The organism is Drouetiella sp. (genome assembly GCF_059504425.1).
Genome location: NZ_JCACIN010000051.1, coordinates 13,510 through 35,372, shown reverse-complemented (window position 1 = coordinate 35,372; position 21,863 = coordinate 13,510). Strand labels below are relative to the sequence as shown.

General features: G+C 49.2%; 13 protein-coding genes. 3 read left to right on the top strand and 10 right to left on the bottom strand.

Features of this window, described 5'->3' with window-relative positions; translation table 11 throughout:
* The first annotated feature begins 63 nt into the window (after positions 1-63).
* A complete protein-coding gene (locus AC5JMP_RS12925) occupies positions 64-4,155 on the top strand; it encodes a tetratricopeptide repeat protein (RefSeq protein WP_495851885.1) in 4,092 nt (1,363 codons plus the stop codon).
* Between the two features lie 10 nt (positions 4,156-4,165).
* Here the strand turns inward: AC5JMP_RS12925 and AC5JMP_RS12920 are convergent, their stop codons facing one another.
* Complete coding sequence (locus AC5JMP_RS12920) at positions 4,166-4,825, bottom strand: hypothetical protein (RefSeq protein ID WP_495851884.1); 660 nt, start codon at positions 4,823-4,825, stop codon at positions 4,166-4,168.
* Positions 4,826-4,991: 166 nt separating this feature from the next.
* On the opposite strand from AC5JMP_RS12920, the gene AC5JMP_RS12915 reads away from it, so the two are divergent.
* On the top strand, positions 4,992-5,858 hold the full coding sequence (locus AC5JMP_RS12915) for an SDR family oxidoreductase (RefSeq protein ID WP_495851883.1): 867 nt from the start codon (positions 4,992-4,994) through the stop codon (positions 5,856-5,858).
* A gap of 258 nt (positions 5,859-6,116) precedes the next feature.
* Positions 6,117-7,154, top strand: a complete 1,038-nt coding sequence (locus tag AC5JMP_RS12910) for a hemerythrin domain-containing protein (RefSeq protein WP_495851882.1) — start codon at positions 6,117-6,119, stop codon at positions 7,152-7,154.
* Between the two features lie 797 nt (positions 7,155-7,951).
* Here AC5JMP_RS12910 and AC5JMP_RS12905 read toward each other — a convergent pair.
* The 9 genes from AC5JMP_RS12905 to AC5JMP_RS12865 all read right to left on the bottom strand — a co-directional run bounded on the left by AC5JMP_RS12905 (position 7,952) and on the right by AC5JMP_RS12865 (position 21,754).
* The gene (locus AC5JMP_RS12905; RefSeq protein WP_495851881.1) at positions 7,952-8,461 is read right to left on the bottom strand and encodes a prepilin-type N-terminal cleavage/methylation domain-containing protein; all 510 of its coding nucleotides are present in this window, start codon (positions 8,459-8,461) and stop codon (positions 7,952-7,954) included.
* A 128-nt stretch (positions 8,462-8,589) separates the two neighbouring features.
* Complete coding sequence (locus AC5JMP_RS12900; RefSeq protein ID WP_495851880.1) at positions 8,590-9,672, bottom strand: prepilin-type N-terminal cleavage/methylation domain-containing protein; 1,083 nt, start codon at positions 9,670-9,672, stop codon at positions 8,590-8,592.
* Positions 9,673-9,811: 139 nt separating this feature from the next.
* Complete coding sequence (locus tag AC5JMP_RS12895; protein WP_495851879.1) at positions 9,812-10,603, bottom strand: type II secretion system protein; 792 nt, start codon at positions 10,601-10,603, stop codon at positions 9,812-9,814.
* Between the two features lie 11 nt (positions 10,604-10,614).
* On the bottom strand, positions 10,615-15,447 hold the full coding sequence (hpsA, locus tag AC5JMP_RS12890) for a hormogonium polysaccharide biosynthesis protein HpsA (RefSeq protein WP_495851878.1): 4,833 nt from the start codon (positions 15,445-15,447) through the stop codon (positions 10,615-10,617).
* 453 nt (positions 15,448-15,900) lie between these two features.
* Positions 15,901-16,137 carry a 50S ribosomal protein L28 gene (rpmB, locus tag AC5JMP_RS12885; protein ID WP_495851877.1) on the bottom strand — a complete coding sequence of 79 codons (237 nt, stop codon included), beginning with the start codon at positions 16,135-16,137 and terminating at the stop codon, positions 15,901-15,903.
* Positions 16,138-16,282: 145 nt separating this feature from the next.
* Positions 16,283-18,268 (bottom strand): molecular chaperone HtpG, encoded by a 1,986-nt coding sequence (htpG, locus tag AC5JMP_RS12880; protein WP_495851876.1) that lies wholly within the window; start codon positions 18,266-18,268, stop codon positions 16,283-16,285.
* Between the two features lie 307 nt (positions 18,269-18,575).
* Complete coding sequence (locus AC5JMP_RS12875; RefSeq protein ID WP_495851875.1) at positions 18,576-19,448, bottom strand: phosphatidate cytidylyltransferase; 873 nt, start codon at positions 19,446-19,448, stop codon at positions 18,576-18,578.
* 142 nt (positions 19,449-19,590) lie between these two features.
* On the bottom strand, positions 19,591-20,193 hold the full coding sequence (gene cbiT, locus AC5JMP_RS12870) for a precorrin-6Y C5,15-methyltransferase subunit CbiT (RefSeq protein ID WP_495851874.1): 603 nt from the start codon (positions 20,191-20,193) through the stop codon (positions 19,591-19,593).
* Positions 20,194-20,293: 100 nt separating this feature from the next.
* On the bottom strand, positions 20,294-21,754 hold the full coding sequence (locus AC5JMP_RS12865; protein WP_495851873.1) for an aminotransferase class I/II-fold pyridoxal phosphate-dependent enzyme: 1,461 nt from the start codon (positions 21,752-21,754) through the stop codon (positions 20,294-20,296).
* Positions 21,755-21,863 lie beyond the last annotated feature (109 nt).

The following is a 21,863-nucleotide window of genomic DNA, read 5'->3' as shown; positions in this document are numbered from 1 at the left end:
TCCAGTCTTCAAATTTCTTGACCTCAACTGATACCTTTCATGTTTCTTGCATTTACCTGAACCATGCTCAATCCTATCCAGCGCTATTTTCCCAAACTGCACCGACTTTTTTCATCGGAAGAGGCGGATCTGATTCCCCAGTCTTTGGAGCAGATGATGCCAGAACCGTTAGCACCAGAGCTTAGCAAAAAAGCGGAGGTATTGCCTCTGGCGCTGTTGACGTTAGGAGTACCAGAGTTGCTGAGTCAAGGTCAAGCCTTGTTGAGCCAGGGACAGATTCAGGAAGCGATCGCCTATTATCGCCGTGCAGTTCATCTTGAGCCAACTTCAGGGGAAGCCTGCCAGCACTTGGCTGAAATCCTCAGTCAGCAGGGTGAATTGGAAGAATCTGCCGCCTATTATCGTAGAGCTATTGAGCTATCGATCGCCGAAAATGCAGATTCTGTCTCAGAACTCGCTGCGAAAGACGATTCTATGCCAGCAGCCCTGCCTCCAGCCTTTTCTCAGGAATTTGAACAGACTCAGGAATTCGAGCAGACTCAGGAAGAAGATTTGCCCTGGTTTGAAGAAGCAGCATTTCACCTACAGCAGGGTGAAGTGCTATGTCATCAGCAAGACTGGATAGCCGCTGCTACAGCAAGCAGCCAAGCGATCGCTATTCTAGAACCACAGCTGGCATCAGCCTACATCACGGCAGGATGGGCATGGCAAGAGCAGGGCAATCTGGAAGCCGCAGAGCAGGTGTACAAAAAAGCGATCGCCATTCGGTCTTCTGCCGTAGCCTATGCTCGGTTGGGCAGTCTGTATGTTCAGCAGCAGCACTTCTCTGAGGCGGCCAGTGCCTACCAGGAGGCGATCGCCCTCGACCCCCAATTTGCCGGAGCCTACTGGAACTTAGCACAGGTATGGCAGCAAATGGGTGAGTCTGAAAATGCCGCCATCTGCTGGTATCAAGCATTGCAACTTCAGCCGACTTGGGCGACATCCCAGGATTACATTCAGCTGGGACAACGCCTCTGCCGCTCCGGCAAACCAGATTGGGCTGTGGTTTGCTATCGGCAGGCAGTCCATCTTGATGCGGCGAATACAGATGCCTATCACGGTTTAGGAGAGGCGTTAGGTCAGCAGGGTGACTGGGAAAACGCTGTGGAAGCTCACCGTCAGGCAACGCTGAAAGATCCCAAAAATCCTCAGCTCTACGCAGGGCTAGGGCAGGCACTCATGGCGATCGAACGCTACGAGGAGGCAGTTCTCTGTTACCAAAAAATCATCCAGCTCGCGCCTGATCAAATTTCGATTCAGATTGCGGGCTATCAGGGCTTACGCGATGCCTGGGTCAAGCTTGGAAATTGGATAGAAGCCCTGCCCTGCTACCAGGCTTTGGCAGGGCTTCAGCCCCAGTCCAGTCTGGCACAGCACGAGTGGGGTGATGCGTTAAATCGGCTGAATCGTTGGTCGGAAGCGGTTTATGCTTTTCGTCAGGCGATCGCCCTCAATGCCGATTTTTCCTGGTCATACAACAACTTGGGAGATGCTCTCAATCGTCTGGGAGAATGGTCAGAAGCTACAGCAGTTTTTCGTCAGGCGATCGCCCTCAACCCCAGTTTTCACTGGTCGCACTACAACTTAGGAGAGTCCCTTGCCCATCAGCACCAGTGGGATGGCGCGATCGAAGCTTATCGTTGCGCCCTAGAGCTAGAGCCTAACCTATCTCAGGCTCAACAAAAACTCAGCGATGCGCTGCGGCTACGTGCCAAACAAGACTTGACTGAGGCGCTGGATTTTTACCGTCAGGCGATCGCCCAAAATCCAGATGAAGTGCAGAACTACCACAAAGCCCTTGAGATTCAGCCTGATGTAGATCTATATGTGGGTCTAGCAGATGCCCTAGCTCGGCAAGAGCGAACGGACGGCGCGATCGTGTTTTACCAAATGGCGCTTCAGCTACAACCTGACCATTCAATGGCGATCGCTCAGCTCCAGAAAGTCTTGAAACGGCACAATCGGCAGGGCACTGGCTATCAGGTGGGTCTTAGCAGCCCAGACTATCTTTATGCCTATTGGCTAGAGCAAAATGCCCCTAGCCAGGATGACCTGAGATCCATGGCAAAATCTGCTGCGGCTCTCAGCTACCGTCCGCTAATCAGCATCATTATGCCGACCTACAACACTCCTGCCATATTTTTGCAGGAGGCGATCGAGTCTGTTCTCAGTCAGGTCTATCCTAACTGGGAATTATGTATTGCCGATGACGCATCTCGATTGCCCCATGTTGCGGCTCTGCTGAGGCAATATGCAGCTCAAGATGCTCGAATTAAGGTGATTTCCAGGACACAGAATGGACATATTTCAGCAGCATCCAATTCAGCGCTAACGCTGGCAACTGGAGAATTTATCGCCCTACTCGATCATGATGATGTCCTGACTCCAGACGCGCTGTACGAAATGGTTAGTCTGCTGAATCAACATCCTGAAGCAGACATGATTTATTCAGATGAGGACAAGCTCAACGAGCAGGGAGAGCGGATTTATCCCTACTTCAAGCCTGACTGGTGCCCTGACTCATTCTTGGCGCGGATGTACACCTGCCACCTCGGAGTTTATCGCCGCGCGCTAATCGATCGCATTGGGGGATTCCGACTGGGCTATGAAGGGAGTCAGGATTATGACTTAGTCTTGCGCTTAACCGAACAGACAGACAAGATTTTTCATATCCCCAAAATTCTCTATCACTGGCGAATGCATGCAAATTCTGCTGCCGGGGGAGTAGAGGCTAAACCCTACGCCTATGAAGCCGCAGAGCGAGCAATAGCAGATGCCTTAACGCGACGGAATGAACCAGGTAAAGTGGTGGGTAACGCCAGATTTCCCGGCGCATACACCGTTCGTTATCACATTGGCTGCTCAGGCACACCCGACCATACACCCAATCATCCTGCTGACTACCCCAAGGTCAGCATCATTATTCCTAGCCGTAATCTAGGAGCTATACTCGATCGCTGTCTTCAGTCAATTTTTAGTAAGAGTACCTACCCTAATTACGAAGTAATCGTGATTGATAACGGCAGCAGTGAGCGAGAGGCGCTGGAGACGATCGCTTCTTGGCAGCGTCAGCGACCGCAGCAATTCAAAAGCTATAAATTCAATGTTCCCTTCAATTTCTCACGCATCAATAACTTTGCTGCTAAGAAAGCACGGGGCAGCTATCTACTGTTTCTCAACAATGACACTGAGGTGATTGCCTCAGATTGGATTGAGGCGATGGTAGAGCAAGCTCAGCGACAATCCATTGGCGCGGTGGGAGGTTTGCTGCTCTATCCTGACAATACGGTTCAGCATGCGGGAGTTTTATTAGGTATCCAGGGTATTGCGAACCATGGTCATCGACACTTTGAGGCGCACACACCGGGATACTTTACCCAAATTGCTACCGTCAACAACTACTCTGCTATTACGGCAGCCTGTCTCATGTGCCGCCGAGAAGTATTTGAGCAGGTAGGCGGATTTGATGAGCAGCTAGCTGTTGCCTACAATGATGTAGATCTTTGCTTAAAGATCACCCAGAAAGGTTACCGCAATATTTACTTGCCCCACGTCCAGCTCTATCACCATGAATCACGCAGCCGTGGGTATGAAAAAACATCTGAGAAAGTACTGCGACTGAAACAAGAATCTGATCTGATGCGAAAGCGGTGGGGGAAGAAAGTAGAACTCGATCCCTGTTACAGCCCTAACCTAACTCGTGAAACAGAGGATTATGCTCTGAACATTCCAGACTGTATATCTATTGGAGTTACGCAAGTTACCAAATCTCAAGAAGCTTCAGAATGGCTGGAAGGCTGGGCGATTGATACACCCACCCAGGGGAAAAACTATAAGCTGGGGCTACCTATTCAGGGCTGGGTGTTAGGTAAGGATTTTGATGCGGTGGCGATCGAAATCATTCATGACAACCAAGTGATACAAAAAATTCCTCTAAATGTTCATCGCCCGGATGTTCAAGGGATTTATGCTCACCATGCCAAAGCCGAGCGTAGCGGATTTTCAAGAACCCTCAATGCTCTTGAAGTTCCAAATGAGGTGGTGTTACAGGCGGTCTTAGTAAACCAGAAACGTATCCATTTGGGAACAATTAATTCACAGATACTGACTTGAAAGCATTTCGTCAGCCGTATTTGTAGAGAGTAATAACACATGCAGAAGCCGTCTTACCATCTGAAAATACGGCTTCTAAACCTACCTCTACCTCACCCGAAAAATCTTGTAGGTTGAGGCTAGCCTGATAGCCACAGTTAGCGGCTTTAGCATCGTAAAAATGAGCTTTAATCACATCTGGGCGAGGAATCTGGATGGGAATTTCTGCAATCAAAAACTGGCGACTCAAAAAGCGCATCGCGATCGGCTGCTCAGCCTTACCCACGAGCCATCCTCCTATTTGGAGCATAGAGCTTTCAAAGCGATCGCCAGGTTTTGGCGTATCAGTCCAGCCCCATCTCAACCGCTCAGAATAATTTTGACAAAGATTAGCTATTCTTAGAACTTCAATGGACTGCTGCCCATTAATTTTACTGATTATCTTTTTACCAAATCTCACATGAGGCGTTAGCCCCAATTTTTCAATAGCTCCTTTTTGCTTAGTAGATGCATCAACTACAGGTACAAAATCCTTTTTGACTTCAAAGTTTGGCACCCAGTCCTGAAGATGCAGCCCTTGAGTTAAAACCTTTTCGTCTAACGCAGCCTTGTCCTGCTTAGAGAAACTATCTGCATCCCACTTCAAATCACGATTTTCTCTAGATTCTCCCAAACCCGTTAGCTCATCCATAAATTCTCTCGTGATTCAAAGCTCAAACTTCCACCATTATAGGCACTCTCTTTCAGACAGTTAGACTTAACGATCGACCTTTAGAAACACCTAACTCATATCTTTGGCAAGAGGATCTTCTTCAAACTACATGCCATTCTGTTGAGTGAAGCAAGGGAGAAAGCCTATGTCTCAGAATACGACTGAACCATTACAGCCCAAGCAGCATCAAGAACAGCGTCCCGGCTTAGAGTCTGAGATGAGTCCTCTACCCCAGACCGAGGGTCACGATTATCAAGGTAAAGGCAAGCTAGAAGGGAAAGTCGCGCTAATCACGGGTGGCGATAGCGGAATTGGTCGCGCCGTGGCGATCGCTTTTGCTAAGGAAGGAGCAGATATAGCGATCGTTTACCTGGATGAGCATGAAGACGCAGAAGCAACGAGGCAGCAAGTTGAGTCCGAAGGGCGTGCTTGCCTGCTCTTGCCGGGTGACATTGGGGATGAGCAGTTCTGTCAACACAGTGTCGAAATGACCGTCACTCATTTAGGGCACCTAGATATCTTGATCAACAATGCCGCCGAGCAGCATCCTCAGGAGAGCATTGAACAGATCAGCGGAGAGCAGCTAGAGCGAACATTCCGCACCAATATTTTCTCAATGTTCTACTTGACCAAGGCAGCACTTCCTTACCTGAGCGAAGGTAGCACTATCATCAACACTACTTCTGTTACAGCCTATAAAGGTAATGCTCAACTCTTAGATTATTCGACCACGAAGGGAGCGATCGTTGCCTTCACACGGTCTCTGTCCCAATCTTTGATCAAAAAAGGAATTCGGGTAAATGGTGTCGCCCCTGGGCCGATTTGGACTCCTCTTATTCCTTCAACTTTTCCGGAAGAAAAAGTTGAAAAGTTTGGTCAACAAGTACCTATGCAGCGAGCAGGTCAACCCGAAGAAGTTGCACCTAGCTACGTGTTTTTAGCCTCCAAGGATTCGTCCTACATGGCAGGGCAAATTCTTCATCCCAATGGTGGCGATGTAGTAAACGGTTAATAGGTGGAAATGGTAATAGATAGGGGCAGTCAAAAGGTTACCCATCCCTATCTGCCCGCTCAAAAAAATCAGCACAGCAATGCATGAATAAGCGTTGCTGTGCTGATTTTCTGGAAAAGTAACTGAAGAATGTCTTTTCAGTATCTACTCTCATTATTTAGGCTGAAGGCGCAATCACTCATAAGATTGATTGCTTCATTTGTTTACAGCGCCAAACTGTTAGATAGATTCAATCATCTCACATGGTAGGAGAACACAATGGTATCTACACTTGATGACACCAAGAGAGCTTCAATTGCTACAAAATTAGCGAGCATGAAAGTTGTTCAGGGGCTGCTGATTGAAAATGAACAGAAGCTCAGCCCCCAAATTACCGACCAAAAGATTCAAGAGCGTTTTCAAAAGATGCTGGAAGACGATCGTAAAAATCTGGGAATTCTGGAAACTGTTATTGTTCAATACGGAGTCTCGTCCAAGCCAGCTGAGAATGTCACAGAAATGGTTGAAAAGCTCTCAGAGCTGATGTCTGGTTCTAAGCTATCCCTGTACGAAAAAGTCTTTCAGCACGAAATACTTAAGCATCAGCAAACCATGTCTGGTTTGTTAGTACATAAAGCTGCCCAGAAAGTGGGTGCAGATGTTGAAGTTGCGATCGCTCCTCTCAACACGGTCAACTTTGAGAATCGGGCACATCAAGAGCAGCTGAAGGGTGTTTTGGAAGTTCTGGGAGTGCGAGAACTCACAGGACAGGAGGCTGATCAAGGGCTATGGGCAAGAGTCCAAGATGCCGTGGCTGCACTATCCGGTATTGCAGGCAGTGCTATCACTCAGGCATCTGATAGCTCGGACATGAAGGTGCAGGATGTCATTCGGGCAGATCACGCGAAGGTAAGCGTTCTGTTCGCCGAAATTGAAGGAAGCAATAATCCGCAAAAAACCAGGGAGTACTTTGGGCAACTTTACAAGGATCTATCAGCCCATTCAGAAGCAGAAGAGCATGTTGTCTACCCTGCTGTTCGTCCATTCTATGGCGAAGACAACACTCAAGAACTTTACAGCGAACAGGCTGAAATGAAGGAGATGCTGGATAAGATTAAAGCCATGGATGTTTCATCCTCTGGATTCAAAGATGCTGTCAAGCTTTTGAAAGAATCTGTCCTCGATCATGTTCGCCAAGAAGAAAGTACGATGTTAGCGGCGATCGGCAAAAATTTCTCAGATGAACAGAGCCAACAGCTTTCGACTGAATTCAAAGCTGCTAAGAGTCGCTTTCAAAAAGAGATTCGGCTTCGATGAACTAGGTTTGACTGTCACTCTAGAACAGAACTAAGCCATATCCTAAGTGTTGCTAGCCAGTGCTTAGGATATGGTTTAATTTGGATTAGATTATAAATTCTTACTAACTCAACCAAGGCTGAGGAGTATCTAATAACACTTATGTTTATTCGTATTCTCACTTAGAGTTTTGACTAAAAAAGCGATCGCTTTTTTAGTCAAAAAATTCGTTGATATGAATCGCTTTTGTGGGAGATCATAAGATAAATCTGGGAAAACTTATATCTAGAAGTGAACATCATAGAAGTTGAATGAGTCAGCCAATGTTTACTGGTCTACTCAATTTCTAGAAATTCCTTATTAGTTCTCCTCACACCAGATTTACGTAATATGAATCCTAACAACAGTAAAACTCAATTTCCTTTATGGAAGTTCTTGACTCAGCCTATCTTTGACAATAAGGTACCGCTAACCTTAAACCCTAAGCAATTTTGGCATCGCCACCAGATTGGGTATTTAGAGCGTTGTTGGAGAAAAATCTACCGCCCTGAAGAAAATTTTCATAGCTAGAATTTCACGGTTAAGCAGCTCAGAAATTCTCAATAGTCTTTGACTTAAGTATCTGAAAGTGGGGCTTTTATTCTGAATTTTTATCTTAGAGAGGCCTTGTCAGATTACCAGTTTCAGGATTCTTGATAAGGGTGTGTCAATCATGCCCTTACACTTTTTATAGAGCTATAAATGTGCTTGTAGCCCTTTATCTCTTTTGAGAGCATCTGGTTGAGATCATTTAGTTAAGATCATTTAGTTAAAATAACCTAGTTGCAATCAGTACCGCTTGCCGATCGCATTGCGCCCAGCAAAGTTTGTACAATGACGCAACGCTTAGCCCCTGTATTAGGAGGCACAGTGACTGTGATCTTTAGCCCTTGCTGATCTAGAGCCGGATTTTTTAAGTTGCCATTTGTGTCGAATTCGAGAGTGGAGATATTCGTTGCACCATTCTTTGCTTGTAAAGTCACTGAATTAGGCTCAAGCTGACCGTTACCAATGGGATCGGTCACCCCTAATGCTGTAATAGTGGGAGGTGCAGCAGTTACATTAAATGCTACCGTTTGCGATTGTTTGGTACGAAGGGCTTGGGCTTGAGCCTGTCGAAGAACCTGAGAAACTTGGTCTCTTGCTGCATTTGCCCGACGACTATTCATGAAGGAAAGCCATCCTGGAGCAGCGATCGCCGACAATACGCCAACGATCACTAAAACTGTCATCATCTCTATCAAGGTGTACCCAAACGTAGAATGTCCCGAAGAAGATTTACGTATCATTTTTGTGGCTCCACCGATTTTTAAGTTCCACCATGCTCTATAACTCCGCTATATTTTTAACTTTGCTAGATTTATTAGCTTACTAGGTTTCTAACTTCACTAGGCACACAAGGTCAAGCAAACAGCGATCAAGGAGTTTTTCCTAGCACGCCCCGACTGAGAACCCTGGTTTCTAGCGCGGGGAGGAATCCGTCTCCAATGATTCCAGGTCTGCCATCAGCATTGCCTCGCAGATACAAAATGACATCCTGATTAACGCCAGTATTCACCTCTTGGCTAGTTGCGGGAGAGCCTGTGGGTTGAGGACGGATGCTGATGCAAGCATAGAAACTGCGGACATTGCTGCCAAAGCCTCTGTCAATCAGCGTTTTATCGGTAGGAGATGTTGAGTAGTTCACTCCCTCGCTTGGGCAAACTGTAGCTTGGCGAGGCTTAACATCAACAAAATCAACCAGAGCTACAGGGCCGGGAGTATCGACCGGAGTTCCTGGAGTTCGTCCACTCAAAACTGCAGCATTCCGAAGATCTGTAGTTTGTCCAGTCTGTGCATCTTTGCCCATCGGCCATGTTGCAAAGTTATTGAATGCCCCTGGATTAACATAACCCCTATTGAGATTGCCTTGAGTGTCAAATTCAGTGAATGCATAGCGGGTAATTCTGGCGTTTTTTGACCAGATGGTGCTGGGGGCTTTGCTGAGGGAATAGACAATTAAGGCGTAGGAAGATCCAGTTAAACAGGAAACACCCGCAGGCGGTGTACTACCATAGCACTGCCCTCGGACACCCGCCGTAGTGTCGGGAAATGCCTGCTGTTTCCAGAAGGCGATGATAGGAACACTATCGTTGCTCAAAGATGCAGGGAGGTAGCTGGTTAGACAGATTGCTCCGGTCGCTGCGTTAGCTGGGCACTCTAAATTAGAACCTGTATAGATATAAACCGCTTCGCGTAGCTCTGTACTGATGTAGTCCATTGCCATCTGCATCTCTCGCTGAGTTTCAGAGCGAGAAGCTTCGCGTTGGTCGGTTCCCATCAGCTCGACGACAATATACATCAGACCTGAGATGATACCTCCAGCGATCGCCACAGTTACCAAGAGTTCCAAGAGGGTAAAGCCCTTTGTGCCAGAATGCCGTTTGGGCAGCAGCGCAGGCTTTACGCGAGATTTGAGCAAGTGAGATTTGAGTCGAGAGAAAAAGTCATGGTTTGCCATAGTGTCCCACCTCATATGGGGCGAACAGGTTATGTTCTAATGCTGCTGTTGATTTTTTGAAGCTAATTGTTTCTTGAAAGGTGAGCGGCGCACATCCTCCAAAAAATAATTGACTTTGAGCGACGGAGTGACCAGTAAGTTAAGGAGGCGGACAGCCTTGGGGTAGTGCCCCATTAGCGTTTTGGAAATAGCTGCATAGGGTACTATTCTGATCGCTCCAAGAGAACGGGGTGTAGATAATAGCAAGGGGGCGTCTCCGCTGATTGCCTTGGCCATTGGTCATCTGTAGAGAAGCCTGTTGCGGCGGACTTTCCAAATTTCCCCAAGCGTTTCCGGGTGCAGTGCCGTCTGCCACTATAGAGTAGACACGCACACCCAACTGGAAGTCTGACGGCCTTTGCTGAGTGACAGTCGGAGTTGAAGTACGTTGATCTTGCGTTGTATTTCCTCTTGTTCGGAAGACCTGCATGAAGAAATCTGCAACGCAGTCGCCATCTACGTCTACTTTCAAGGCTTTAGTGGGATCGATCGCTCTATCGTCATATCTTCCAGTACAGGCACTAGAAGGAGTTTTTATCAGACTGCCAACAAAACCATTGGGAGTACCGTAGTCTTTCAGAGCTATCCCATTTGGGATTTCCTTAGGCAGGTCGGCATTCGTGTGGTTGCCGCGCGCCACCATGGTTCGGATGCGATCGACCTCTCCCTGAGCAATCTGGAGGGCCTGTTCTGCTCGGCGATTTTGGGCGCGGGTGGCAGCCGCAATAAATAGAGGCGGGGTGATCAGAGTCACCGTCAAGCCAATCACAAACACTGCCACCAGACACTCAATCAGCGTTAGACCTTGCTCTTTTGAAGCAGTGTTTTGTCTAGCAAGTAAGCCCTTGAGAACAGGGAGCCGTTGCTGAGCATGAAAAGGGGAAACTGACATGGATGATCTCCTCATGGGGCAGAACAGGTCGCGGGTTGAGCGCAGTTTCTCAAGTTAGCAATATAGGGATCATTTGCGGCTGGCTCAGTATAGAACTCACTCCGGATGGCTTCAGCAAACTTGAAGCGCTGAGCTACAGGACCTGCTTTGGCATATTGCAGACCTACATCGTATCCCCAGCGGCGATTAGGAGGTCTGTAGTAAGCAATGTCCTCATTAGTAGAGCCATCAGGAGTTGTCGAAACTTCCCATCGATCCTGGTCAAAAGGCGCAGTCGCATAAGTGCTGAAACTGAGCTGTAAAAACGCACCCGAAATAAACAGATCGTCACCATCCCAGTTCTCTATGAATCGTGGGAAGTTGTGCAAGCCTCCGTAAGACTGGTTGGGACGCGAAGGAATCAATCCGCTGACCATGATCATGTTCATTTGGATACCGTCGGAGGCATTAATCTGAGTCTTACCCGCGTTCATAGCGGCGTAACCCGCGAGGTGCTCATTGGGAATAGTGCCACTGAATGTCATCGGATTGCCGTTACGGAAGACAATAGGGGACTCACCCTCAGCAGGGTTTTCAAGCACGGCATTTGGCAAAGTTGTGGGGTAGCTGTCAGCCAGAGTAGAGCGCATCCATTTAACGCCTTTGCCTATTGCCGCACCCGTCAGAATCGGAGGAAGAAGAACGCGATCTTGGTTGAGGTAAGAGGTGACGTTGCCGCTGCTGCACCCATAGCGATCGCGAGCTTGGTTTGATAGGAGAGACTCTGTCACCGCATACATCCCATCTTGAATACTGCCATCGCAGAACTCAGTCGAGAGGGGCGTGACGGCATCAGCCAGCACTTCACTCGGTCTCCACTGGTCGCTCTCAGGACGGGCAAAGGTGAGATCGAGATCTTTGCGGGTGTAAAAGTTAGAGAAGTCATCTGCTAGCTGTTGAGCCTTGATAAACTCCTCAAGCCCATCAGTTCGTGCGGTGCTTGTTACTCCAGGGGCGCGGTGTAGGTTGAAGTGTCCCATGACATAGACGGGATTGTGGCTGATGAAGGCTAAACCACGACCATCATCCCCTGTCCGACCTAGAGAAGCGCCATTGCGAAGGCGGAAGCCGTGAGGACGACGATCGGGATCGGCATAGTAATCCACAGGTTTTGGCGTGATCTTGCGATCGCTGCTCACAGGAGGATCGGTAGATGCTAAGGCATCGACTGACCCTGTATTCATCTGACAGTTCGTATCTGTACGAAGCTTGAGGTCAGTCTTACAGATTTCCCAGGTGCTGCGATACGGTCGGACAATGTGCGCTTCAGAGACGGCATCCTCTCGGAAAGCATAGACAAGACCGCTCTTAGGGAGCCAGGAATCAGTTCCAATGGCAGTCGATCGCATCAGATCTAAATCTAGATCCAATGTTCTGACACTCAGCATTTCTCGACCGTTGAATAGAGCTGCATCTTTGAAAGCCGTGCGATAGAGCGCTCCTGGTCGGGGAATACGGTTTGTTGAGCTAGTAGGCTGGGAACAAGGGGTATCGTTAGTACAAATCTTGATCAAGGAATTGCGGTTACTGTTGGGCGTAGAACCATTGGTGCCCGTGGAAACAACAGGCAATGTCCAAGATCTGGTGGCGCTCCCCAGGGTCGTACCCGTGATACCTAGCGGTACGCTGGCAACTGTTTCGGGTCGCACAACTCGATAGAGAAGGGTGGCTCCAGTGTTGGAAGTGCGGATGTAGTCATCAGGAGCTTCTCGAACCAGGGCTGCCTGCACAGAATCAGAGAGATCTCTATGGTTGAGAAAGCCGCCTGAGTAACCTGCTTCTACAGTAGCTGGAGGTACAGTAGTGCTGCTAAGAACGTAAGCAGGAAAGAGAGAATAAAGCACGGGAAAGTGAGGGCGCCTAGAACAAAGACTGAATAGTGGTTCAGAGTTAGCGCGTCTTACTTCCTCAGTACCCGATGGAGGAAGCATACCTTCCCAAGCTGTACATCGACCCAGCGGGGAATCTGCCAGTCTGTTTGGAAAAAAGCCGAAACGGCGATCGCGTGCTACCTGCTCTTTACTGATAATGAGCTGTGCTAGATAAATTTGCTTATTCAGTTCATCTCGCCGAGCCGCAGAGGTGCTGGGATCGTTTCGCCAACGCTCCATCAGTCGGATAAAGGTTTCTGGGTCGTTAGAGCCACTCTCAAACGCCATGTCTGCCAGCATAGCGGAAGTTATTGTAGTGAGGGCAGTGGGTCTGCGAATGGAATCGGGCAATCGCGTTGCGGCAGGCAATGCCAGAACTGCGGGATCATTACGCCGCAGGATTAGCCGCAGCGTTCCCCTCAAGCCCGTTGAAAAGTTTGAAGCGCTCGGATTGGTAACATTTGCGTCACCGATCAGAAGGCGACCTTGAGTATCCGCTTCGACATTAGCGACATCAAACTTTTCCAGGTAGTCCACGTTGTATGCCAACATACCAATCACACAACCTGCTGTATGCAGCGTTGTTTTGTCAGCAGGGCTGAGGTTAGCGTAGGTAACGCCGCTATCCATTAAGCCAATCACCCGACGCAGCATGGAGAAATCGCCCCACATTGACATCAAGGGATAGGGATGAACTTGATCCTGGTTAATTGCGCCCTGAACAGAGGTAAAGGAGGGAGCGCCCCCATTTGGATCTCCAGCAAACTGCGCCAGGTTGCGCAGCGCATTCATCCAGGGATTGCTAGTTGCACTAGATGTGAAGGCAGTTGTGGGCGGAGCGCTGAACTCCCAGCCGTTGGTACCCCGACCTCGGAAGAAATCGCTGGTGATAAGCGATCGCCCACCTGCTGCTAGATAAGGATCTCGACCTGACGTTACTGGAGGAGAGAAGGCTGGTGTGGGCAAGCCATAAGCTAAGTTCTCAAATGTAGCGCTCTTATCTAGCGTCCCAGCAGTTCCAGGATGGACAGTGGTCGCCAGACAAGCCGCCGGAAAGTCAACGCCATTGGGAGATTGAGCATGGTAGACTGCCGTTGCCTGGACAGAAGATAAATTATCCCAGAGAGATCTACGCTGTCGAGCCTCATTACAACGACCTGAACTGTTGCTAGGGCAAATATCCCAGGGCTTAAGCGGCTCATTTGCCAGATCAACTCCATCTGGAGAAGGGCCGCCCCACCCAGCAGGATCGCCCAGTTCTAGACGCTGACTCACAAGCAGTCTCAGCCCATCTCGGCGAGCGCGGCGTTCCCAATAGCCATCTAGACCGACGCTGGTGCTGTCTGAACCAGGAGGGGGTTCATCTCCCGTCAGTTCAATATTTCCAGAGATATCTGCCCCAATAAACCCTGGAATTTGATCGCTCTTTCGACCATATCGGGGATAAGGGCCATAGCGATTGTCGGCACGGAAGGTGTCATCAACATAGGGCGTATCCTCATTGGCGTAAACCATCCGGGGGAAAAACTGGTTGGTTTCATTCCAGGCTGGAGTTCCTGTCGTGTCTTTATCTACCGCAGGGTTAGGCACAGTTCGACCCACAGAAATGCCGTTAGCCTGAATACCAATTGGATCTAGGGAATAGTCGGCAGGTCTGCGACCATTCGTAGGCGTAATGGAGTCGCTGTTAGCGTCCATTGTCCTGTTCTCGACCGGGTCGCGACCTGGCCCTGCAAACAGGTCAAACCGGGAGCCATTGTTGTAATTGTTGTCGCGGATTGTACCTGTGATGAACTGCCCCTGAAAAGCTGGAATCTCTCTCGATGGCTCCGCCTTAATGTCTGCTGTCGTCAGCTTTGAAGCTTCCTCAGTATACAAGCATGAATCTTTGGAGCTGATCATATAGCCTCGGAAACTACTGCCGCCCACAATCAGGTTGCCCTGAGTGTGCATAGCACCGTTCCAGTTGAAGGCAGGTCCGGGAAAAATTTCCAGGTCATTTCTAAACCAGGCTGCCCATTTGAAGCCTTGAGTCGCCTCCCGATCTTGCTGAAACTCTAGTGTGGCGATCGTGCCATTGGGGCTATTGGGTAAAACATAGGCATCAACCTGGAAGTTTTTACGCAGTTTGGTAGTATTGACTTCGTCAGGGAACCAACCATCATTGTTGATCGGAACAAACGTCTCAGTTCCGGTTCCGGTTGTGGTTCCGCTACGAATCTTACAGGCACTTGTGGCTTGAGTAGCATTACTCAAAGGAGCATTGCGGATGAAAGGGAAAGGACGAGCCGTTGCGCGAGCCGCAACATTTTGACTCCTCAAAGTTGCTGGATCAGCAGGAGCCGTGAAGAGAATGGAGTAAACCACCGTTCCATCATTAGCGCCATCGGTAGTGCCGTCTCCATCCAGATCGGCTTTATAGCGCCAAGCGTTGTCTACAACACCATCTCCATTAATATCAATCCGCGACTCACCGGGCAGCTTATAGGGATCATCACCCGGAAGGGGCTGCACTCGGACATTGCCACCCAAATCTCGTCCGTCATTCAGCATCATGCCTAAAAGCTGAGCTTGGCTGGGTACACCCCCACTTCGGCGATCGCGATCCGGGCTAAATAAGAACTCAATTTTAGCCTTGGCACGATCGATTGCCGGAGTCGCCGCATTGTAAATAACACGCTGCTGACGTTCACCGATAGTCTGCTGCGTTCGGGTAAAGGTACGATAGCCGATCGCGCCTACGGTGAGGGTGACGACCAGCAGCAGCAGAATAGTAGTAGGCAACACAAAACCTGCCTGTGTGGCAGTTCGCCGACTAAAGATTAACCAGCTTCGGAGCAGCCCACTAATGAAACCTTTAGTAAGGGTTTGAGCCATTCGACTAATCTGTCGAAGGAGATGCTGAGCGGCTCTAATGATTTTTGGGGTTGACATAACTGTCTTCCTGACAAGTGGGATAATCGGCAGATGAAAGGTAGGTGATTATGAAGTCTGGGATGGGTGATAGTCAGGGCGCAGAGAGAATCTATTGAAGTTTAAGAGCACTTATGGATGATTCTGTCTTAACAATTCAGGGCTATAAGTTCAACGGGGAAATTACGATCGCTCACATTCTGTAAAAACTACGGCTCTGCCACTCATAAGGTTTGAGGTTACAAAAATCTTTGCTAATGAAACCTATAATGCCCGATTCGACCCAAAAAGCGATCACCTTCTTAGGATGTTGGTTGTTGGGGCTAGACTAATGTCGGGATAAGCACATGAGTTACCCTTGTTTCAATAGAGCTTAGATAAAGTTGACAATACGCGAAAATGCGGGGAGTCATTCAGGAACTCTCCGCATTTACATGATTAATTTTTTGGCTCTCCTATGGGGAAAAGAGAGATCTAATACTTGTTGAGATTAATTCCAGCTTCTTTTGCCATAGCTGCTAAACCCTTGCGCTCAAGAGTTTTGATGGCTTTAGTGGAAAGGCGAAGCTTGACCCAGCGGTTGCCTTGAGACCACCAGACGCGCTTTTCCTGCAAGTTGGCTTCCTGCAATTTCTTGGTACGACGGTGCGAATGGGAGACGGCGTAGGCGTTATTTGCCTTTTTGCCCGTGAGGTCACATTGACGAGGCATGGCGGTTTAAGGAATGGATGGACACGGTCATTCATTATAGAGTGATTTAGGGTCTGGAGGCTAGAGGAAAGGTAAAAGATATCAAATTTGATATCTTTTACCTCTTTGAATTTAAGCGCTTAAACTAAGCACTTAAACCAAGCGCCTAGTTTTTGGTCAGGCGGGTTAGTACCTGATTCGATCGCTCCACAAACGATTTCATGCCGTCTGCATCGAAGCCTTTTTGTGCCATCAGCGCCAGATCGTAAACATGCTGGCAAATCAGAGTGGCTAGCTCTGAGGACGGAGATTGACCGTCTGATTGAATAATGCTGCCCTGGCTAAGGTTAAGCAGGTTTTGAATCAGTGGGTGAGCCGTGTTGACCAAGAGCGTATGCTCTTCGGGGAATTCGACAGCTTGCTGCATCATCAGGGCATTCATTTCACGCATCCGGCGCAGAGCTTCAGGAAGAAGGACGATCGCCGGGGGGGCGGCTTCAGCATTCTCAGACTTGAGAGCTTCGGTACGAATCGTCAGCTTGGGCTTGTGCAGGGCAGTTTCAAACAGCTCCTTGACGGTTTCACTACGGGTCTTATTGGTCTTGGGATCAACAATGTCGCTCGCTTTTTCTTTGTCGATCAGGGTTTCATCTAAGTCTGCATCAACACGGGAGAACTGCACATCGGAATATTCGCGCTCTAGGAAGCTAATGAAGTGGCTGTCAATGAATGAGTCCATAAACAGCACTTCTAGTCCCTGACTCTTGTGCAACTCTACGTAGGTGGCTTGAGAAGTTGCGTCGGTGCAGTAATAAACTCGGTTTTCGTGGCGGGCTTTGTTGCGCTCTAGATATTCTTTGAGGGTCGTGTAAGCCTTGCCGTCCAAGCTATTGCTCTGTCCTGCTTCAGGCGGCACTTCTTGCCATACATCGCCCTCAGCGGACTGAACTTCTACGGCAGGGATTTCGGCAGGGGCAGAAGCTAGGTCAGCCGTAGTCTGGAAGATGAGAATATCTTCCACCTGCTTGTTGAACTTATCATCGTTCATAGAGCCAAACTTGACGAAGGTGCCTAAGTCCTGCCAGCAGCGGATATAGTGCGATCGATCGTCTCGATAGAGTTCCTTAAGGCGATCGCCCACTTTTTTGGCAATGTAGTCGGCAATTCTGCGGACGGTGCGATCGTTTTGCAGAAAGCTGCGGGAGACGTTGAGTGGAATATCAGAGCTGTCGATTACGCCACGCAAAGGCAGCAGGAAGCGAGGAATCACTTCTTCGCAGTTGTCGCTAACAAATACCTGATTGCAGAACAGCTTGATTTGACCTTTCGTGACGTCAACATCGGGCTTCAGTTTTGGGAAGTAAAGAATGCCGTTGACTACAAAGGGATAGTCGGTGTTGAGATGAACCCACAGCAACGGCTCTTCTTGAAAAGGGTAGAGGTAGCGATAAAACTCCAGGTAGTCTGCTTGCGTCAGGTCTTTGGGCGACTCCTTCCAGGCAGCTTTTTGCTTGTTGATCTGCTCATCAGCCAGCTTGATTGGGAAGGGCATGAAGTCGCAGTAGGTTTTAACCAACTGCTTGATGCGGTAGTCTTCCAGGTACTCTAGCTCTTCCTCTTGTAGGTGCAGAGTAATCGTGGTGCCGCGATCGCTTCGCTCTGATTGGCTCAGTTCAAACTGGGTAGAACCATCGCAAGACCAGTGAATCGGCTCTGCACCTTCTTTGTAGGAGAGGCTGTCTATCTCAACACGAGAGGCAACCATGAAGGAGGAGTAGAAGCCTAAGCCAAAATGACCAATGATTTGCTGGTCGGTACTGTCTTTGTACTTTTGGACAAATTCTTCGGCGCTGGAGAAAGCCACCTGGTTGATGTACTTTTTAATCTCCTCTGCCGTCATGCCGATGCCGTTATCGGTGATTGAGAGGGTTTTCTGCTCTTTGTCGATCGCAATATGAATCTCTAGTTCACCCGTTTCACCCAGATACTCGCCCGATCGGGAGACCATGCGCAGCTTTTGGATAGCATCCACTGCATTAGAAACGAGTTCTCTCAAGAAAATTTCGTGGTCAGAATACAGCCATTTTTTGATGATGGGGAAAATACTGTCAGTATGGATACTGATGTTGCCCTGTTCCAGAATGGTTGTCATGGGTCTAGCTCAAACGTGAGGGGGTAGTTTAGAAAAACTGTTGCTCAATGCCAAGGTCATGGCTGACCTGCTGGCTTGCTGACTCTAATGGTAGCCGCTCTAGAGCTTCAAAATTAGGTTAGGCGATCGCTTCCATTCTAGTCAGTAGGGTTTGCTGCTTTGGAAGGGCGGATTTCACTACTTCAATCTCCCTCCAAACCTCATGGTATTGCTTAATCCGGCTATGAAATTTATTTTGAGAGGTGTGCTCCGCACACCTCTCAAAATAAATTTCATAGATAAAATCAGCAACGCTAACCTTATCAAGCTAAGACGGAAGCATTGGCAGCAGCAACGTGACGAAGTAGTAGACTAGCGGCGCAATGAAGACATAGCTATCGGTGCGATCGAGAATGCCGCCATGCCCCGGAATCAGTTGACCTGAGTCTTTGACTCCGGCATCGCGCTTCATCATCGATTCAGTTAAATCGCCCAATAGACTGGCAATGCCAATCAACAGTCCGAGTGCCATACCGCTGAGGGGAGTGCCTGCCCAGCCTAAAAACCAAGATCCTGCCGTTGCCACTACAACGCTACCCAAAACTCCGAATACTGCACCTTCCACTGTTTTTTTGGGGCTAATGTCCGTCAATCGCGTTTTCCCGAAAAACTTGCCAATGAAGTATGCTCCGATGTCCGCCGCCCAAATACAGGCAAAGGCAAGCAGCGTCACGGTTAGCCCAACGGGCAAGGTTGTGATAGGGGCGATCGGCCACTCCGGAAAGTAGCCCCCAAGCGGCAAATTACTGACCTCAGCACTACCCAGCCCTCGCAGCCTCACCCAAAAGCTAGGCAAATATCCGCAGTAGAAGAGTCCCAGAATTGAAGAAGCAATGTCGGCGATCGTTGAGAGTTTCGGCTGAAACAGGAGATAGAAGCAGATGAATGTCCCTGCCAAAGGCATGAGAACATCGACTAATGCAGGCGCAGACTCTGCCATCAACATGAGTAAAAGGCTCATGGCGATCGTCGTTTTTGCGGCTGGCGCAATCCCCGTTGCTCGTGCTAGTTCAAAATATTCTTGCAGCCCCAGATAGACAATTACACCAAAACACAGCGTGAAATACCAGCCGCCCAGGACAATCATTCCCAGAGCTAGGACGATCGCAACAATAGCACTGAGGAGACGCGCAAGAGACATAGGAAGCAGGAGAGTAGAACGAAAGCGATAAAACCTGGCAGCGTAAATCATCCTTGAAGTCCCAAGCTCAGGCTGAGAATTTCTTGAGTTAAGCGATCCTCAAGTTAAGAAACACTGTGGCATACATTAACAGAATTTTTGTTCAACCGAGCTTTTCCCCACTTAAAACAAACGTAGGGTCAAGGGCTGCCAGGACTTGATGAGTTCCTCGCATCTCTAGGCGATTGATGGCAGACTGAACCACCTCAATATTTCGCACTTGCAGTTCTGATAGCGCTTCAGAAATGGCGTAGAGGCTTTCCAAATTAGTGGCGGTTGCCACAATGCGCCCCTGCGGCTGTAGCCTCTCCCAGACCGATTGCAGAATTGCTTTGATGGAACGACCGCCGCCAATGTAAGCACAATCGGGTTCAAGGGATAGCGTCTTGAGGCAGTCTGGTGCGCTCCCTTCAACGATATCGATGTTTTTCACCCCAAAACGATCGCAGTTGCGCCGAATCAAATCCGCCACATCTTCATCTCGCTCGATCGCAAAAATTTTGCCCTGAGGGCAGAGTAAAGCAGCTTCAACGGCGATCGTGCCTGTCCCGGCACCAATGTCCCACAGGACAGAATCTGCTTTGAGCCGCAGATAAGAGAGCAGGAGTAGCCGAATTTCCCGTTTAGTGAGCGGAATTCCGGGCAGGCGCTCAAACAGATGATCGGGGATGCCGGGAGTAACGTATGACCAGAGAGGAGAAGACATTGATAGGGCAGAATTCAATGAAAGGCAGGACTCTCTATCTACCCTAACGCCATATATCCGCAAACTCTAGGTTTAGTTTTATTAGACCCCTGGCAAAAGTTTATTCTTTCACAATTCTTAGAGTCTGAAGTTGGGAGTCGGCACAGCCCGTGAGAATGCCGCCTGTGGCAAGAACGTGCTGGAGGTATTCGATCGCCTCGACGGTAATCACTTCTCCCGGAAAAAGCACCGGAATTCCGGGTGGATAAGGGCAGATCAGTTCGGCACTGAAATGAGCGATCGCCTCTGAGAGCGGCACGGTGTGAGTGGGCGAGAAGAAAGCTTGGCGGGGGGAGAGAGGAGTGTGTGAGGGAATGGGGAGGTGAGGGAGATGAGGTGGGAAGGAGGCAAAAGGGCGTGCGGTAACTGCCAGGATTTTGAAAGATTGAATCAGGCGATCGATGTCTTCAGGGGTGTTGCCGGGGGTGAGGATGAAGGTGAGATGCTGGAGTCCAGGTAACTCACAGGTGACGTTGAGGGTTTGGTGGAGAATTTCATCAGCTGCAAATCCGGTGAGTCCTAAACCTGAAACATCGACCGTGATCCGGGTCGGATCAAGAGCGTGAAAGCCGGATGAGCTAGAGACGGGCAAAACCACAAGTCCGGAAATTTGGCTCAGCTGGGTATGGGCGATCGCTGCCAGTTTCAATGTTTCAGTCCACAAGGCTTTGCCCTGGGTTGCCATCTGCTGACGAGCCGCATCCAGAGAGGCAAGCAGCAAATAACTGGGGCTAGTGGACTGCACAAGCTGCAAACAGCGCGTCAGCCGATCGCCATCCACCCGATCGCCTTTAATATGCAGCATGGCGGCTTGCGTCAGGGCAGACAGGGTTTTGTGGGTAGATTGAACTACTAAATCAGCTCCAGATTGCAGGGCTGGAGTGGGCAGATGGGGATGAAAGGCGAAATGTGCGCCATGGGCTTCATCTACCAGAAGCGGCATCCCATACTGATGAGTCAACTGGGCGATCGCCTCTACATTGCTGCATACCCCGTAGTAGGTGGGTGAAACAATGAGAACGGCTTTGGCATCTGGATGTTGGGCGATCGCGATTTCCAGGCTAGTGAGACTCACCCCATGCACTAAATTCCAGGTCGCATCATATTCTGGTTCTACCCAGATAGGAATGGCTCCTGAGAGAATCAGCGCTGCGACTGCCGACTGATGAACATTGCGCGGCAAGATCAGCTTATCGCCAGGATTGCAAGTTGCCAACACAGCCGCCTCAATGCCGCAGGTAGAACCATTCGCCAAAAACCAGGAGCGATCGGCTCCAAACGCCTCTGCGGCAAGATTTTGCGCAGCTTGAATTACGCTGACGGGCGCGAAGAGGTTGTCCAGCTCTGGCAGTTCGGGCAGATCAGCTCGAAAGACAGCTGCACCCCAGAAATTTGCCAACGGTGCAGGAATCCCCTGCCCTTTTTTGTGACCCGGCGTGTGGAAGGCTGCACGGGTCGCATGGGCAGCAGTTTGGAGCGCTTCCAGAAGAGGGATAGCGGCTTGGCGATCGGGTAGAGGCATGGGATTAGAACAGAGAAGATAGTTTTTTCTCCAGGCTCTCACTAATTTCACGGATCTTGCCAGACTGAGCGAATGAAAATACCAAAGTCATACGGTATTGGGTAACAGC

Coding starts and splice junctions, on each gene's coding strand:
- AC5JMP_RS12925 (WP_495851885.1), top strand. CDS start 64: ATGCTCAATCCTATCCAGCGCTATTTTCCCAAACTGCACCGACTTTTT.
- AC5JMP_RS12920 (WP_495851884.1), bottom strand. CDS start 4,825: ATGGATGAGCTAACGGGTTTGGGAGAATCTAGAGAAAATCGTGATTTG.
- AC5JMP_RS12915 (WP_495851883.1), top strand. CDS start 4,992: ATGTCTCAGAATACGACTGAACCATTACAGCCCAAGCAGCATCAAGAA.
- AC5JMP_RS12910 (WP_495851882.1), top strand. CDS start 6,117: ATGGTATCTACACTTGATGACACCAAGAGAGCTTCAATTGCTACAAAA.
- AC5JMP_RS12905 (WP_495851881.1), bottom strand. CDS start 8,461: ATGATACGTAAATCTTCTTCGGGACATTCTACGTTTGGGTACACCTTG.
- AC5JMP_RS12900 (WP_495851880.1), bottom strand. CDS start 9,672: ATGGCAAACCATGACTTTTTCTCTCGACTCAAATCTCACTTGCTCAAA.
- AC5JMP_RS12895 (WP_495851879.1), bottom strand. CDS start 10,603: ATGTCAGTTTCCCCTTTTCATGCTCAGCAACGGCTCCCTGTTCTCAAG.
- hpsA (WP_495851878.1), bottom strand. CDS start 15,447: ATGTCAACCCCAAAAATCATTAGAGCCGCTCAGCATCTCCTTCGACAG.
- rpmB (WP_495851877.1), bottom strand. CDS start 16,137: ATGCCTCGTCAATGTGACCTCACGGGCAAAAAGGCAAATAACGCCTAC.
- htpG (WP_495851876.1), bottom strand. CDS start 18,268: ATGACAACCATTCTGGAACAGGGCAACATCAGTATCCATACTGACAGT.
- AC5JMP_RS12875 (WP_495851875.1), bottom strand. CDS start 19,448: ATGTCTCTTGCGCGTCTCCTCAGTGCTATTGTTGCGATCGTCCTAGCT.
- cbiT (WP_495851874.1), bottom strand. CDS start 20,193: ATGTCTTCTCCTCTCTGGTCATACGTTACTCCCGGCATCCCCGATCAT.
- AC5JMP_RS12865 (WP_495851873.1), bottom strand. CDS start 21,754: ATGCCTCTACCCGATCGCCAAGCCGCTATCCCTCTTCTGGAAGCGCTC.